Consider the following 17664-nt stretch of genomic DNA (forward strand, 5'->3'; position numbering starts at 1 on the left):
CAGGCGCGGACAGCGGACGGTGACGGAACCCTTCACACGTCGGCCACGGTGCGCGAAGCGGTCGCACACGCACTGCAGATGGCGCCCCATGAGCTGGACGACGACCGGGACCTCTTCGAAGTCGGTCTCGACTCACTGATGTTGATGTCTCTGGTCGGCACCTGGCGGCGCGAAGGCAGTACGGTCACCTTCCAGGACCTCACCCGGACCCCGACCCTGGCCGCCTGGACGGACCTGCTGGGGCAGGCGCATCGCGCCGAGGCATCCGCCACCGCGCCACCCGTCCCGCTCGACGCGGTGCCGGCCGGAGAGCGGACGGAGACGTTCCCACTGGCGACGATGCAGCACGCCTACTGGATCGGCCGCCAGGACGGACAGCCCCTCGGCGGCGTCGCCGCGCACTTCTACGTCGAACTCGACGGCCACGAGGTCGACCCCGCCCGGCTCGACACCGCCGTGCGGGCGCTCGTGCTGCGGCACGGCATGCTCAGGGCGGTCTTCGACGAGGAGGGACGGCAGCGCTTCGGCCCTCCGGCCAGTTCCCTCACCGTCCACGACCTGCGCGAGCACCCCGCCGCCGATGCCGAGGCCCAGCTGGAGCTCCTGCGCGAGCGCCACACCCACGCCCGTCCCGACATCACCTCCGGTGACGTCTTCCGCGTGGCCCTCTGTCTGCTCCCCGACGGCAGGACCCGGCTGCAGATCGACCTGGACATGATGGCCGGAGACGCGCTGAGCCTGCGGGTCCTCCTGGCCGACCTGCGCCGCTTCTACGAGTCTCCCGACGACCAGCCCCGTGAACTCGCCCTCGACTACCGCGGTTACCTGGCGGAGCACGAGGCCCGACGAAAGGCGGAACGCGAACAGCACGCCGCCTGGTGGCGCGAGCGGCTGCCGGACCTGCCCCGCGCTCCGCGCCTGCCGACGACCGTCGACCCGCTGACGCCGGTGAGCGCCGACGACACCGCGCTCACCCACTCCCGCCGCCTGCACCACTGGCTGGGCCCCGCCGACAAGGCGGCGCTGATCAGCGCGGCGCGCCGGCACGGCATCACCCCCGCCGCAGCGCTCGCCACCGCCTTCGCCGAGGTCGTCGCCGCCTGGAGCGACAGCCGACGCTTCCTCCTCAACCTCCCTCTGTTCGACCGGGAGATGTTCACCCCGGACGTCGCCGGTCTGGTCGGCGACTTCAGCAGCTCGGTCCTGCTCGACGCGGACATGCGCGCGTCCCTGCCCTTCTCCCGGCAGGCCCGCGGCGTGCAGGAACGCCTGCAGGAAGGCATCTCCCACGGCGCGTACGGCGGAGTGGAGGTGCTGCGCGACCTCGCGCGCGTCGAGGGGGCCCCGGTGCTGGCCCCCGTCGTGTACACCAGTGCCGTCGGGCTGGGGGAGATCTTCGAGCAGGACGTGCAGAAATCCTTCGGCCGCCCTGCCTGGATCATCTCGCAGGGGCCGCAGGTCTACCTGGACGCGCAGGTCACCGAACTCGACGGCGGTCTCCTCCTCAACTGGGACGTCCGGGACGGAGTGTTCGAGGCCGGCGTGCCCGACGCCGCCTTCGACGCCTACCGTCGCCTCATCACCCGTCTCGTGACGGACCCCGGCGCCTGGGACCGTCCGGTGGACGGCCTGCTCGCCCCCGACGTCCTGCCCCGGCGCGCGGTGGCAGCCCTGCCCCCCACGCCGGTCCCGGACCGCGCCCTGCACACCCGCTTCTTCCGGCTCGCCGAGACCGAACCGGACCGCACCGCGGTCGTCCGCACGACGGGTGACACGCTCACCTACGGCGAACTCGGCCGCACGGCACGGAAGATCGCCGCGCTGCTGCGCGCCCAGGGGGTACGAGAGGGAGACACGGTCGCCGTCACCCTGCCCAAGGGCGCCGACCAGATCACCGCGGTCCTCGGCATCCTGGCCGCCGGCGCGGCCTACGCCCCCGTCGGCGTGGAACAGCCCGCCGTGCGCCGGGCACGCATCCACTCCGTGGCCGCCGCGTCCGCCGTGCTCACCGACCGGGACCACGCCCACCTGTGCGAGGACGTCTCCTCGGCTCCGGTGCTGCTCGTGGAGGACGCGTCGCAGGCGGAACCCGCGGCGGTCGTCCAGCCGGATCCCGCCCTGCCCGCCTACGTGCTGTTCACCTCCGGCTCGACAGGACTGCCCAAGGGCGTCGAGGTGTCGCACCGGGCGGTCGTCAACACCGTCGAGGCGATGGAGGAGCAGCTCCAACTCGGCCCCTCGGACCGTACGCTCGCGGTCTCCGCGCTGGACTTCGACCTCGCCGCCTGGGACATCTTCACCCCGCTGTCCCTCGGCGGCCAGGTGGTGGCCGTGGGACAGGAGCACCGCCGCGACGCCCACCACTGGGCGCGGCTGGTACGCACGTACGGGGTGACGCTGGTGCAGTGCGCCCCCGCCCTGCTGGACCTGCTGATGGCCGCGGGCGAGGACGACGGCCTCGGCGACTCCCTGCGCATGGTGCTGCTCGGCGGGGACTGGGTCGGACTCGACCAGCCCCGCAGGCTGCGGGCCCTCGTCCCGGGCTGCCGTTTCGTCGCGCTCGGCGGCATGACGGAGGCCGCGGTCCACTCCACGGTGTTCGAGGTGGAGGAGACCGACCCGGCCTGGAAGTCCGTGCCCTACGGCGTTCCTCTGCGCAACATGCGGGCCCGAGTCGTCGACGGACGCGGGCGCGACTGCCCCGACCTGGTCCCCGGCGAGCTGTGGATCGGCGGTCCCGGTGTGGCGAACGGCTACCGTGCGGACCCCGCGCGCACGGCGGAACGCTTCGTCGAGCACGACGGCGAACGCTGGTACCGCAGCGGCGACCTGGCCCGCTACCGGCCCGACGGGGTGATCGAGTTCCTCGGCCGCGCCGACCACCAGGTGAAGATCGGCGGTCATCGCATCGAACTCGGCGAGGTCGAGTCCGCGCTGGAGGACGACCCCGCCGTCCTGCACGCGGTCGCCACCGTCCTCGACACACCGGCACGGCACCTCGCCGCGGCCGTGTCCCCCCGAGCCGAGGCACCCGACCCGGAGAAGGTCCGTCTCCGGGCGGCGGACCGCCTGCCCGCCTACATGGTCCCCGAGCGCGTGCTCGTCCTGCCCGACCTGCCGCTGACCGCCAACGGCAAACTCGACCGGGCCGCCGTCCGCCAGGCGCTGACCGAGGCCGCCGGACAGGACGGACCGCGCACCTCCGCGCCGGTCGGTCCCGTGGAGACGGCTGTGGCGGCCGAGTGGGCCGACCTGCTCGACGCGGCCGACGTGGGACGCGAGAGCAGCTTCTTCCTCCTGGGCGGCGACTCGCTCGTCGCGACCCGTATGATCGGCCGGCTGCGCGCCGCCGGATTCCCCCGAGCTCGCGTGGCCGACCTCTTCGGCCGTCCCGTGCTCCAGCACTTCTGCGAGACGCTGCGTCCCGCGACGACCGCCGACGACGAGCAGGCACCGGCCACCGCCACCCTCCTCGTGCCCGACCCGGACCACGCCCACGAGCCCTTCCCGCTGACGGACGTCCAGGCGGCCTACCACACCGGCCGCGATCCCCGTTTCACCCTCGGCGGCGTCGGCACCTGGCACTACACCGAGTTCGACGGCACAGACGTCGACCTGGACCGGCTGGAGCGCGCCTGGAACACCCTCGTCCGACGCCACGGCATGCTCCGCGCCGTCGTCGAGGACGGGCACCAGCGGGTCCTGCCCGAGGTACCGCCGGTGCGCATCCCGGTGGAGGAGGCCCGTGCCGGCGACACGGCCGAGGCCCTGGCCGACCTGCGCGCGCGCCTGTCCCGCCAGGTCCGCGATCCCGCCCGGTGGCCGCTCTTCGCGATCGAGGCGGTGCGCTACCGCGAGGACGAGCACGCCGAGGGGGAGGACGGTGAGGTACGCACCCGTGTCGGCGTCGGCCTGGACTACCTCGTGCTCGACGCGCTCTCCCTCACCACGCTCTACGCCGAACTGAACGCGCTCTACGCCGACCCGGAACACGAACTGCCGCCCGTCGACGTGACGTTCCGCGACTATCTGACCCGCCTCCCGGCGGACCCGGAGTCACAGGCGCGAGCCCGCGCCCACTGGCAGACCCGCCTGTCGGAACTGCCGCCGCCCCCCGCCCTGCCCTTCGCCCGGCACCCGGCGACGCTCGACGCGCCCGTCTTCACCCGGCGCCGGACGAGCCTGCCCGCCGAGGACTGGCAGGCCGTCAAGCGGGACGCGGCCCGGCACGGCCTCACCCCCTCCACCGTCCTGCTCGCCCTGTACGCGGAAGTCCTGGCCACCTGGAGCGGGACCGACGCCCTGACCGTCACGCTCACCCTCTTCAACCGGCGTGACGTCCATCCCCACATCCACCGCGTGCTGGGCGACTTCACCTCCCTGTCCCTCGCCGGTCACCGGCGCGAGGGCACGTCCTGGCCGGCGGCGGCCGCGGCGCTGCAACGCCGTCAGGCCGAGGACCTCGACCACGCCGACGTGCCGGTCGACTGGCTGCTGCGGGAGTTCGGCCGGCGCACGGGCACGGTGGACGCCGCCGCACCCGTGGTGTTCACCAGCGCCCTCGGCGTCGGCGACGCGACGCTGGCCGCACCGGGCTCCGGCTTCCCCGCCAAGGTCTGGGGCATCTCCCAGTCCCCGCAGGTCTGCCTGGACAACCAGGTCACCGAGGAGTCCGGCAACCTGGTCGTCACCTGGGACGCCGTCGAGGAGCTGTTCGCCGAGGGCGTGCTCGACGCGATGTTCGCAGCCTACGAACGGCTGCTGCGGCACGTCGTCGCCGGCGACTGGGAGGCACCGCTCCCCGACCTGCTGCCCGCCTCCCAGTACGAACGGCGGACCGCCGAGGCGCGGGAGGCCGCCCTGGAACCGGTGGCCCCACGCCTGCTGCACGAGGCGTTCTTCACCCACGCGACCGCCACCCCCGAGCGCACCGCCCTCGTCACGACGGCAGGCCAGGAGGTGACCTACGGATCCCTCGCCCGGCAGGCGCTGCGCGTCGCCGCGGCACTGGGTGACGCGGGCGTACGGCCGGGGGACCTGGTCGCGGTCACCCTGCCCAAGGGCCCCGAACAGATCGCGGCGGTCCTGGGCGTCCTCGCGGCCGGTGCCGCCTACGTTCCCCTGAGCCTCGACCAGCCTGCCGCGCGGCTGGCACGGGTGCACGACACCGCCGGATTCGAGGTGGCCCTGGGGGGCTGGCCCACCCAGGCGGGAACCGGTCCCCGCGGCCTGTCCTTCGCGCACACGCAGGACCACGAGCCGCTGCCCGCACCCTGCGAGGCATCCCCGCGGACGCTCGCCTACGTGATCTTCACGTCCGGCTCCACGGGTGAGCCCAAGGGCGTGGAGATCACCCACGCAGCGGCCTGGAACACGATCGCCGACATCAACGCCCGGCACGGCATCACCGACGACGACCGCGCCTTCGCCCTGTCGGCGCTGGACTTCGACCTGTCCGTGTACGACGTCTTCGGGCTCCTCGCCGCAGCAGGGTCCCTCGTGCTGCCCACCGAGGACCAGCGCCGCGAACCGGCCCGCTGGCCGAGCCTGGTGGGGCGTTGCGGCGTGACTGTCTGGAACACCGTGCCCGCCCTGCTCGACCTGCTGCTGGACGCCGACGAACAGGGCGGGGAGGACGGCCGGATCGCAGGGCTGCGGACCGTACTGGTCTCCGGCGACTGGATCGGCCTCGACCTGCCCGCCCGGCTGCGGGCCCGGACCACGCGGCCCTGCTCCTTCGTCGCCATGGGCGGAGCCACGGAAGCCGCCATCTGGTCCAACACGCTCACCGTCACCGAGCTGGACCCCCGGTGGGTCTCCATCCCCTACGGCCGTCCCCTCACCGGGCAGCACTACCGCGTGGTCGACCGGGACGGCCGGGACTGCCCCGACTGGACGCCCGGCGAACTGTGGATCGGCGGCGCCGGACTGGCCCGCGGCTACCTCGGCGACCCGCACCGCACCGCCGAGAAGTTCGTCGAGCAGAACGGGCAGCGCTGGTACCGGACCGGTGACCTGGGCCGATTCCGGGGCGACGGACTGCTGGAGTTCCTCGGCCGGCTCGACAGCCAACTGAAGATCGCCGGTCACCGTATCGAGGCGGGAGAGATCGAGGCCGCCTTGGAAGCGCACCCGGCCGTCGCGCGAGCCGCTGTCGTGGCCGTGGGGGAGCGCACCGCCAAGCGCCTGGTCGCGTTCGCCGTACCGCACGAACCCACCACGGGCGGCACGCCCGCCGCCGAGCCGGTACTCGCCGGACCCGGCACACCGGCTCCCGAGGACCGCGCACTCACCGAGGAACTCTTCGCCCTGCTGGCGGAACGGGTGCCGGTCTACGCCGTCCCGTCCCGCATCCTCCTCCTGCCCGCCCTGCCCCTCACCGCGAACGGCAAGGTCGACCGGGGAGCCCTGGCCGCCACGGCGGGCCCGCAGGCGGCGTCCGCCGGCGCCCAACCGCCACGGGGCGCGACCGAAGAGGCCCTCGCCGCCCTCTGGCACGAGCACCTGCCGCACTGGTCCCCGGACCGCAACGCCAACTTCTTCACCGCCGGCGGCGACAGTCTCACCGCACTGCGCCTGCTGACCGCGATCGAGCGCCGCCTCGGGGCCGCCGTGCCCGTCCGCCGCTTCTTCGCCGCACCGACCATCGCCGCGCTCGCCGCGGACATCAACCGAACGCTCGCGGCCCACGAGACCGCCTACGAGACCGGAGAGCTGTGAACATCGCTGAACTGCTGGCCCGCTACGCCGACGAAGGCGTGGTGCTGTGGGCCCAGGACGGACAACTGCGTTTCCGGGCCCCTCAGGGCCGGCTCACCGACACGCACCGCGCCGAACTGCGCACACACAAGGACGCCGTCCTGCGCCACCTGCAGGCCGGGGAACCGGCCCTGCGTGCCGACCCCGGCAACCGCCACGAACCCTTCCCGCTGACGGACGTCCAGGCGGCCTACCTCATCGGCCGCACCGATGCCTACGCCTATGGGGGCGTCGGCTGCCACGCCTATGTCGAGCTGGAATACCCCTCCCTGGACGTGGACCGTGTCACCGCCGTGTGGCGCGAGCTGGTCCGGCGCCACGACATGCTCCGCGCCGTCGTCCACCACGACGGCTACCAGCGGGTCCTGTCCGACGTGCCCGCCCTCGTGCTCGGGACCGACGACCTGACCGCGCTCCCGGCAAGCGCCGCCGAGACGGAGCTGGAGCGCACCCGAAGGCGTCTGGCCACCCGCGAGGCACCCACCGACCAGTGGCCGCTCTTCGACGTGCACGTGAGCCGGACCGCCGAACGGGCCGTACTCCACCTGGCCTTCGACATGCTCGTCGTCGACCACGCCAGCCTGCGCATCCTGCTGGCCGAGTTCCAGCGCGGCTACGACGGCGCCGCCCTCTCCGACGCGCCGCGGATCACCTTCCGCGACTACGTCCTGGCCCGACGTGCCCTCACCGACGGCGACGCGCACACCCGCGACCGCGCCTACTGGACCGGACGCCTCGACACCCTGCCGCCCGCCCCCGAACTGCCCCTGGCCGAAGCCTGGGAAGCCGCGGTGAGCGCTTCCGGAGAGCCGGGCCGCACTCCGGCTCCCGACGCCCCGGTGTCGTTCCGCCGGCTGGAGATCCTGCTGCCCGCGGAAGACCGGCACCGCCTCACCGAGCGGGCCGCGCGGCGCGGACTGACCGTGTCGGCCGCACTGCTCACGGCGTACGCCGAGACCGTCGGCGCCTGGTCGCGGACCAGCCGCTTCACGCTCAACGTACCCACCGTCGACCGGCCCGCCCTGCACGAGGACATCGACCGTCTCGTCGGAGACTTCACCTCGCTCGAACTCCTCGCCGTCGACCTCGACGCCCCGGCCGCCTTCGCCGAACGGACCAGGGCCGTGGGGGAGCAGCTCCTCGAGGACCTGGCGCATCCGCTGTTCACCGGCACGGAGGTGCTCGCCGAGCTCTCCCGCAGGGCCGGCGCGCCGGTACTGATGCCGGTCGTCTTCACCAGCGCACTGGGCACCGGCGCCACCTCCGAGGGCGTACCCCCCGAAGTGACGTACGCCGTGACCCGGACGCCGCAGGTGTGGCTCGACTGCCAGGTCATGCACCGCGGCGACGCGCTGAGCCTGTCCTGGGACATCCGCGAGGGCGCGCTCGCCCACGGGGTGGCCGACGCCATGTTCGAGGCGTACACGGCACTCGTGCGGTCCCTGTCGGCCGAGGGCGAAGCCGGTGAGGACGCCTGGGACGCCCCGGCCCGCATCCCCCTGCCCGAGGCACAGGCGGTACGCCGGCGCGCGGTCAACGCGACCGAGGGCCCCCTGCCGGACGCCCTGCTCCACGAACCCGTACTCGCCCAGGCACGGGCCACACCGGACGCGATCGCCGTCCGGACCCCGGAACTCGCTCTCACCTACCGACAGCTCGTGGCCCGCGCGAGCGCTCTGGCCGAGGCACTGACGGCAGCCGGGCTGCGTCCCGGAGAACCCGTGGCCATCTGGGCGGACAAGGGCTGGGAGCAGGTCGTCGCGGTTCTCGGCACCCTCATGGCGGGCGGTGCCTACCTGCCCGTCGACACCGCTCAGCCACCGGCCCGCCGGGACACGATCATCGCGGACGCGGGCGCACGCACCGTCCTCACCCAGTCCTGGCTCGCCGAGACCGACGACCTGCCGGAGAACGTCACGGCCGTCGCCGTCGACCTCCTCGCCGAAGGCACGGCGGCCACGCCGGACGCGGCGGGAGCCCGGCGCGACCCGGACGACCTCGCCTACGTCATCTACACCTCGGGCTCCACCGGCACGCCCAAGGGCGTGATGATCAGTCACCGCGCCGCCCTCAACACCGTCGAGGACATCAACCGCCGCTATGCCGTCACCGGACGCGACCGCGTCCTCGGCATCGCGGGACTCGGCTTCGACCTGTCCGTCTACGACCTGTTCGGGCCGCTCGCGGTGGGCGCCACCCTCGTCCTGCCCGCGGCCGACCGGCGCGGCGACCCCTCCCACTGGGCCGAGCTGGTCCGCGACCACGGGGTGACCGTGTGGAACTCGGTCCCCGGTCAGCTCCACATGCTGTGCGACTGGCTCCGCTCCGAGCCGTCCGCGGACGACACCCCGCTTCGGCTCGCGCTGATATCCGGCGACTGGATACCCGTCTCGCTGCCCGACCAGGCCCGCGCACTCCTGCCGGGGCTGGAGATCATCTCGCTCGGCGGCGCCACCGAGGGCTCCATCTGGTCCATCGCCCACCCGATCGGCGACGTGGACACGGCCCGCCCGAGCATCCCGTACGGCAAGCCCCTGACCAATCAGACGTTCGCCGTACTCGACCGGCACCTGCGCCCCCGCCCCGAATGGGTGCCGGGCGAGCTGTACATCGGCGGCGCCGGCGTCGCCCTGGGCTACTTCGGCGACGAGGAGCGTACGGCACAGCGGTTCCTCACCGACCCGGTCACCGGAGGGCGGCTGTATCGCACGGGTGACCTCGGGCGGTACCTGCCCGACGGGACCGTCGAGTTCCTGGGCCGCGAGGACGCCCAGATCAAGATCCGCGGCTACCGGGTCGAACTCGCCGAGGTGGAGGCCGCCGTACAGGCCCACCCGGCGGTCGCCGCGGGCGCGGTCGTCGTCGACGACTCCGCGGCGGGTGGACGGCGTCTGGCCGCTTTCGTGGAGACGGCCCGCAAGGACGGTGGGGCGGCCGGTCGTTCCGGGGCGGCCACCGGGGACGGCGACGAGCCCGCCGCGGCGAGGCGGGCCCAGGCGCGCACGCTTGCCGCCGACGCCGTACGGGAAGCCTCCGCGGCCGTCGACGCCCAGCGGCTCACCGACTTCCTGGCCGCCCTCGACGAAGTGGCGATCGCCGAGATGACGCACGTCCTCGCCGCCAGCGGAGTGTTCGACGGGGGAGCGCCCCGCACGGCGGACGACGTGGGCACGGCCCTGCGCGCCACGCCCCGGCACCGGCACATCGTCCGGCGATGGCTGCGCGCCCTGGCCGCCCGCGACCGGCTCACCCACCGGAACGCGGACGGCACCTACACCGGCCTCGTCCCCGTCTCCGACACCGAGAGGGAACAACGCTGGCAGCGGGCCGCGGCGCTGGAGCACGAGATCGGCTGGAGCACGGAGCTGCTCACCGTCATGCGCACCTGTGCCGAGCGGCTGCCCGAGCTGGTCTCCGGCGAGCGGGGCATCCAGGAACTGCTCTTCCCCGGCGCGGCCACGGAGGCCGCGGACGCCGCCTACCGCGACAACCTCGCCATCCGCCACCTCAACCGCGCGGTGGTCGCCGCGCTGCGCGAGATCGCCGCCGGTCACACCGGCGAGGAGCGGCTGCGCGTCCTCGAAGTGGGCGGCGGTGTCGGCGGCACCACCGGAGAACTGGTGCCCGTACTCGCCGAGTACGGCGTCGACTACCTGTTCACCGACGCCTCCGCGTTCTTCCTGAACGAAGCACGCGAGCGCTTCGCCGACCACGCGTGGGTCCGCTACCAGCGGTTCGACGTCGACGAGGACCCGCGCGTCCAGCAACTGCTGCCGAACACCTTCGACGTCGTGATCTGTGCCAACACGCTGCACGCCGCCGCCGACGCGGACGCCGCCGTGGGCCGGCTGCGGGAACTGCTCGTTCCCGGAGGACAGCTCGTGTTCGTGGAGAACACCCGCGACGAGAACCTGCCGCTGCTCGTCTCCATGGAGTTCCTGGAGGTCGCCGGCCGGACCTGGACCGACGTGCGCGAGCACACCGGACAGTCCTTCCTCACCCACACCCAATGGCGCGAACTCCTCGACGCACACGGGGCGTCCGAGGTCACCTCGCTGCCCGACGCCCGAGACGCCCTGGCGCTCACCGGCCAGGAAGTCTTCTTCGCCACGCTGAAGGACGACCGGTACCACGTCCCCGTGGGCGAGCTGGCCCGCACGGCGGCCACCCGGCTCCCGGAGTACATGCTCCCCTCGGTGTGGCAGGTCGTCGACACCCTGCCCCGCACGGCCAACGGCAAGACCGACCGCTCCCGTCTGCGGACCTGGCTGCCCCGCGAGAGCGCCCCCGTCGTCGTGGCCGAGCAGCCGAGGGACGAGCTGGAGAACAGCCTCGCCGAGCTGTGGACGGAACTCCTCGCGGTCGAACGCGTCACCCGCAACGACGACTTCTTCGACCTCGGCGGCGACTCGCTCCTCGTCGCACGCATGGTGGGCCGGCTGCGCGAACGCGTCCCCCGGGCGGCCGACCTGGAGTGGGAGGTCGTCCTGCGCCACATGCTGCGCCGCCCCACGGTCGCCGGTCTCGCCGGGTTCCTGCGCGGCCTCGCCGGTGCCGAGGACGCCCCCGCGACGGAGGCCGTGCGCACGGACCCGGTGATCCACCTGCACGGCGCCCGCTCCGACGACGAGCCGACGACCGTCCTGGTGCACGCGGGAACGGCGACGATCATGCCGTACCGGGCGCTGATCACCGAGATCAGGCGCCGCTCACCGGGTCTCGCCGAGGTCGTGGGCATCGAGGTCCCGGACCTGAACGGGTTCCTCACCGCGCCACCGGAGGGACTCATCGAGCAGATGGCGGCCGACTACGCGCGGGCCCTGACGGCGGACGGCCGCAGCCGGTTCCACGTCGTCGGCTACTGCCTGGGCGGCCTGATCGCCACCGAGGTGGCCCGCAACCTGGCCGAGTCCGGGGCGGAGGTCGAGAGCCTCACCGTCATCAGCAGCCACAGCCCCCGCTTCCGGCTGGACGACGAACTCCTCGCCGAGTACTCCTTCGCCGTCATGATGGGCATCGATCCGGCCGACCTCGGCTTCCCGGACGACCAGTACCGGGTGGCCGCGGCGGCCGACGCCGTCCTGGCCGCCAGTCCCGGCGTACTGCCGGACGGCGGACTCGCCGCGCTGCCCGAGGAGTTCGAGGACGTCGCGAGCCGCTTCCGGCGACTCGCCGACGTGCCCCGGGCCACCCGTATCGCCCGGATGTGCGAGGCGGTGCCCGCCTCGGCCGGCACCTACGAGCCCGACCACATGACACGGCTCTTCCTCGCCTTCCGGCAGAGCGTCTTCGCCATCACCCGCTACGACGCCGAGCCCTACGCGGGCGACATCACCTTCCTGCGCCACGACGGCGCCTACCCCTTCCCCGGCAGCAAGGACGCCGTCACCACCTACTGGGAGGAACTGACCCTGGGAGACCTGGACATCGTCGACATCGGCGGCGACCACTACAGCTGCCTGTCCGTCGAACACGCACCCGGCATCCTCAAGACCCTCGACGGGCTGACCCAGGGGGCGATCACCCGATGACCAAACCCGTGATCGGGGTCCTCGGTGCCTCCGGGGCGGTCGGCCGGGCCGCCGTACGGGAGCTGCGCACGCTCGGCCACACCGGGCTCCGCCTGGGAGGGCGCACCGCGTCCGCCCTGTGCGCGGTCGCCGAGGAGGGCCCCGCCGGCCACGACGAGACGGTCTGGGCCGACGCCACCGCACCGGACGGCCTGCGCCCCTTCACCGAGGGCTGCGACATCGTCCTCAACTGCGTCGGCCCCACCTACCGGCTCCGCGCCACGGTGGCCTCCGCGGCACTCGCCGCCGGCGCCCACTGCGTCGACGTGGCCGGGGACGACCCGGCCGCCGAAGACCTCCTCAAGGGCGGCGACCCCGCCCGCGACGGCCGCACCGTCGTCCTTTCGGCGGGAGCGCTGCCCGGACTGTCGAGCCTGCTGCCGCGCTGGCTGGCCGGGCACGGACCGGACGGCGCCACCGCTCTGACCGCGTACTGCGGTGGTCTGGAAACCTGCTCGCCCACGGTGGCGCACGATCTCATGCTGTCCCTCACCTCCGGCGGCGCGGACGGTGCGGCCTACGGCGAGGCGCTGGCGGCCGTCCGCGGGGGGCGCCGCGTGCCGCGCGTCCTGCGCACGGCCGAGGACACGGAACACGAGGCGTTCCCCGGCCGGGTCGCCGTGCAGCCCTACCTCAGCGGGGAGAGCGAACGCCTCGCCACCGTCCTGGGCCTGGACCGGCTCGACTGGTACACCGTCCACCCCGGCCCCGCCGTACGTGCGCTGCTCACCCTCCTGCCGGGCCGTCTCGCGGCCGGAGACGACCCGGACCGGCTCGCGGAGCGGCTGATCCTCGCCGCCGACCTCGACCTGGCCGGACGCAAGCCCTACTACGTCATGGACTTCGCCCTGGCGGGCACCGCGTCCGGGCGACCCGCCGCCGCGGGACTGACCCTGCGCGCGGCCAGCAGCTACCGCCTCACGGCGGCCGTGGGCGCACTCGCGGTGGACGCGGTACTGCGGGGCGGGATCCCGGCGGGCGTGCACTTCGCCTGCGACGTGCTGGACCCCGACACCGTGGTGCGGCACCTGAGGTCGCACGGGGCGGCCGACCTCCGGCTCACCGGCGCGGCGGCCGGCGCCGACCAGCTGGAAGAAGGTGTGCTGTGAGCGAACCGTCGCCGCTGCGCGTACTGGTCTGCGGCACCAACTTCGGGCGCTTCTACGCGGAGGCGGTACGCCGGCGCCCCGGATACGTCCTGGCCGGCATCCTGAGCCGGGGCTCGGCAGCCTCCCGTGCGTACGCCCAGAGCCTCGGCGTTCCGTTCCTCACGGATGCCGACGACCTCCCGGCGGGCATCGACGCCGCCTGCGTCGCGGTGAGTTCCTCCATATCGGGAGGTCGGGGAACCGAGCTGGCCCGGGCACTCATGGACCGCGGCATTCACGTCCTCCAGGAGCATCCCGTCCACCTCACCGAGCTGACGGGCAACCTCACACACGCCCGCAGGCGGGGAGTGCAGTACCGGCTCAACACCCACTATCCGCACGTCGCCCCGGTCCGGGCCTTCGTCGAGGCGACCCGCCGGCTCGTCGCGGAGCAGCGGCCGCTCTTCGTGGACGCGGCCACCCCCGTCCACCTGATGCACCCCCTGGTCGACATCCTCGGCCAGGCGATGGGCACGCTGAGGCCCTGGCGGTTCGCGGACCCCGCGCCGCTGCCCGCCGAGATCGGACCGCAGCCGTTCCGCTCCCTGCACGGCGTGTTCGCGGGCGTGCCCCTCACCCTGCGGGTGCACCACCAGCTCGACCCGTCCGACCGGGACAACCACGCCCTGCACTGGCACCGGATCTCCGTCGGAACCGAGGGCGGCGTGCTCACCCTGGCCGACACCCACGGCCCCGTGCTGTGGAGCCCCCGGCTGCACATCGGGCGTGACGCGCACCGGCGGTTCGTCCTGGAGGGTCCGGGCACCGGCCGGCTCGGGCTGGGGACCACGGCCGTGGTCGGCACCACGGGGTCCTTCCGTACGGTCTTCTCCGACCTGTGGCCCGAAGCGATCGGCACCGCCCTCGACGGACTCCGCGCGGCTGTCCTGCAGGGCGGCGACGCCTTGCGCGCGGGCCAGTACGACCTGGCCGTGTGCCGTATCTGGACCGACCTCGCGGCCCGGCTGGGACCACCCGAGATCATCCGGCCGGCCACGCCCCGGCCCTTGGCGGTCAGTGACGTCTTCCCTGCGCCCGGGGGACTCCCGGGCGACACCACGCCCCGCCCGGAACCGGCCCCGCCTCCCGCGGGCCGGGCCGCCGTACGCCCGGCCCTCGCCGGGGAGCCGGCCGGGCCCTCACCGGAAACGGCTTCGGCCCGACCCGCGGACGCCGCTGCGTACTCTCCGTCGGCCGAGTTCTTCGACCTCGTGGCCGCCGAGCACACCGCGACCTCCAGCGCCCCCGCGGTCGCCGCGCTCCTCGCCGACGCCGATCTGAGCACCGGGCCGGTCGTCGACATCGGTGCGGGCACCGGCCTGGTGACCGAGGCCGTCGCCCGGGCCCGGCCGGACGCGGAGATCATCGCCTGCGAACCGTCGGTCGGCATGCGCGCCGTGCTCACCAGCCGGGTCTTCAGCGACGAGGACCTGCGTGCCCGGGTGACCGTCACCGCGGACTCCGCCCCGGACCTTGATCTCCCCGACCGGATCAGCGTCGTCCTGCTCTGCGGAGTCCTCGGCCACCTCGACGCCGAAGGGCGGGCCCGGCTGTGGCGGCGGCTGACCCGGCGGCTGGCCCCCGACGGGCTCGTGATCGTCGAACTCATGCAGTTCGCACGGCCCTTGGTCCTCCCCGAGACCCGGCTCGCCACCGCCAGAGCCGGACGCCATCGGTACGAGTGGTCCTTCGGCGGAGCACCGGACGGGACGCAGGACGCGGTGATGCGCCTGCACTCCACCTGGCGGGTCTACCGGGACGGCGCCGCACAGGCGGAACGCGAGGTGCGCGACTCCTACCGCTGGACGCCTTTCGGACTGAGTGACGTGGCGGCCGAGTCCGGCATGACGGCACGAACCCTGCCCACCCGCCCCGGAGCACCCCCGCTGGCCGTGCTCACCCGGACACCGGGAAGCCCCGACACCGCCGCCGGACCACAGCTGCCGCACACACGCCCCGCGTCCGACGACCCGGACGCCTCACCCAGCGCCCCCTCACTCGTCTCCTTCTCCACCGACGGCCAGGACACCCCATGAACACACCCGAGACCTCGACGGCGTCCCACGTCGCCGACCCACTTCGCACGGACGCCGCGCCGGAGGCCGCCGCCCCGCCCCGGGACTTCCCGATCCAACGCGGATGCCCCTTCGCCGCGCCCCCGGAGTACGACGCCCTGCGCACCCACGACCCCGTCGCCCGCGTCACCCTGCCGACCAAGAAGGAAGCCTGGGCGGTCACCCGCTACGACGACGTCCGCGAACTGCTCTCCGACCCCCGCGTCAGCGCTGACATCCGCCGCCCCAACTTTCCGGCCCTCGGCGAGGGCGAACAGGAGGCCGGGGCCAGGTTCCGTCCCTTCATCCGGACCGACGCCCCCGAGCACACCAAGTACCGGCGGATGCTCCTGCCGGTGTTCACGGTGCGCCGGGTCCGGGCGATGCGCCCCGCCGTACAGGCACGGGTGGACGAGATCCTGGACGCCATGCTCGCCGCCGGCGGCCCCGCGGACCTCGTCTCCGCGTACGCCAACGCCGTCTCCACCTCGGTGATCTGCGAACTGCTCGGAATCCCGGGCGAGAACCTGGAGTTCTTCCGGGACGTCACCCGGATCTCCGGCTCTCGGAACAGCACCGCCGAACAGGTCGCCGAAGCCCTCGGCGGGCTCTTCGGCCTCCTCGCCGACCTGGTCGGCAAGCGGCGGGAGGAGCCCCGCGACGACCTGATCTCCAAGCTCGTGACCGAGCAGCTCGTCCCCGGCCACGTGACCATGGACCAGCTCCTCTCCACCCTCGGCATCACCATCAACGCCGGCCGCGAGACCACCACCAGCATGATCGCCCTGAGCACCCTGCTCCTCCTGGACCAGCCGGAGCTGAGGGAGGAACTGCGCCGCGACCCCTCCCTCATGCCCGCGGCCGTCGACGAACTCCTGCGCGTCCTGTCCGTCGCTGACTCCATTCCCCTGCGCGTGGCCGCCGAGGACATCGACCTGTCCGGCCGGACGATCCCCGCCGACGACGGTGTCATCGCCCTCCTGGCCGGGGCCAACCACGATCCCGAGCAGTTCGACGAGCCGGAGCGGGTCGACTTCCACCGCACCGACAACCACCACGTCGCGTTCGGCTACGGCGTCCACCAGTGCATCGGACAGCACCTGGCCCGGCTGGAGCTGGAGGTCGCCCTGGAGACACTCGTCCGCCGCGTCCCCACCCTCCGCCTCGCCGGGGACCGGGACGACGTCGTCGTCGTCAAGCACGACTCGGCCACCTTCGGCCTCGAAGAACTGAAGGTGACCTGGTGACCGCGCCCTCTTCCCCGAACCTGCCCTTCCAGGACTCCGCCCGGCACCCCACCCGGCCCTCCCCACGCGACGCCCGGGCCGACAGCCCGTGGCTCAGGCGGTGGAGCGGCGGGCCCGCCCCCCGGTTCACACTCGTCTGCCTGCCGCACGCGGGCGGCACCGCGGGCTTCTACCGGCCCTGGGCGGCGCTGACGCCCCCAGAGGTCGAACTCCTCGCCGTCCAGTACCCCGGCCGCGAGGACCGCCTCGAGGACCCCGGGGCGGCCGACATGGGCGAGTTGGTCCGCGCGGTGGCGGACGCCCTCCAACCGCTGCTCGACCGGCCGTACGCCCTCTTCGGGCACAGCATGGGCTCCGCCGTGGCCTGGGAGCTGACCCACGAGCTCGCCGGCCGCCGAGCCCCGGGCCCACGCCGGCTGTTCGCGTCGGGCCGCGTCGCTCCCGGCACGGCTGTGACCGGGCAACTGCACCGCCAGAGCGACGACGTCCTGAGCTCCGAACTGGCGCGCCTCGGCGGCACCAGCCGCGAGATCCTGGACGACCCCGGGCTGCGGTCCCTGGTCCTCACGGCCGTGCGCCACGACTACCGGATCATCGAGACCTACCGGCCGGCGGACCGGCCGCCCCTGTCCTGCCCCCTGCACGTCCTGACCGGCAGCGCGGACCCCGAACTCGGCGAGGAACGCAGCCGTGACCGGGCAGGCGGCTGGGCGGACCTCACCACCGCCCGCACCGAGGTACGGGTCTTCCCCGGCGACCACTTCTACCTCACCCCCCGACGCCGCGAGGTCGTCGCCACCGTCCTGCGCCGGCTGGACCCCTCGCTGACCACCGGCGGCGCGCACACCTGGCCGAGCACCCCGTGAACCGTGACCACGTGGTCGGC

General features: G+C 73.7%; 6 protein-coding genes. All 6 read left to right on the forward strand.

The window, feature by feature from the left end:
* Positions 1 to 78: 78 nt before the first annotated feature.
* From Sdi02f_RS06340 to Sdi02f_RS06365, 6 genes are read left to right on the forward strand one after another with little or no spacing between them, the layout of a single operon-like run.
* Positions 79 to 6720, forward strand: a complete 6642-nt coding sequence (locus Sdi02f_RS06340; RefSeq protein WP_245962141.1) for a non-ribosomal peptide synthetase — start codon at positions 79 to 81, stop codon at positions 6718 to 6720.
* Positions 6717 to 12290, forward strand: a complete 5574-nt coding sequence (locus Sdi02f_RS06345) for a non-ribosomal peptide synthetase (RefSeq protein WP_108932850.1) — start codon at positions 6717 to 6719, stop codon at positions 12288 to 12290. Before Sdi02f_RS06340 ends, Sdi02f_RS06345 begins: the two co-directional genes overlap by 4 nt.
* A complete protein-coding gene (locus tag Sdi02f_RS06350; protein ID WP_108932851.1) occupies positions 12287 to 13438 on the forward strand; it encodes a saccharopine dehydrogenase NADP-binding domain-containing protein in 1152 nt (383 codons plus the stop codon). The genes Sdi02f_RS06345 and Sdi02f_RS06350 overlap by 4 nt, the downstream gene beginning before the upstream one ends.
* Positions 13435 to 15513: a Gfo/Idh/MocA family oxidoreductase gene (locus tag Sdi02f_RS06355; protein ID WP_108932852.1), complete on the forward strand. Its 2079-nt coding sequence runs from the start codon at positions 13435 to 13437 to the stop codon at positions 15511 to 15513. Before Sdi02f_RS06350 ends, Sdi02f_RS06355 begins: the two co-directional genes overlap by 4 nt.
* On the forward strand, positions 15510 to 16778 hold the full coding sequence (locus tag Sdi02f_RS06360; protein WP_108932853.1) for a cytochrome P450: 1269 nt from the start codon (positions 15510 to 15512) through the stop codon (positions 16776 to 16778). Before Sdi02f_RS06355 ends, Sdi02f_RS06360 begins: the two co-directional genes overlap by 4 nt.
* Entirely contained in the window at positions 16775 to 17644 is an 870-nt protein-coding gene (locus Sdi02f_RS06365; protein ID WP_031085015.1) for a thioesterase II family protein, read from the forward strand. The genes Sdi02f_RS06360 and Sdi02f_RS06365 overlap by 4 nt, the downstream gene beginning before the upstream one ends.
* The last annotated feature ends 20 nt before the right edge of the window (positions 17645 to 17664 follow it).

This window comes from Streptomyces ardesiacus (assembly GCF_003112575.1).
GTDB classification, from domain to species: Bacteria; Actinomycetota; Actinomycetes; order Streptomycetales; family Streptomycetaceae; genus Streptomyces; species Streptomyces ardesiacus.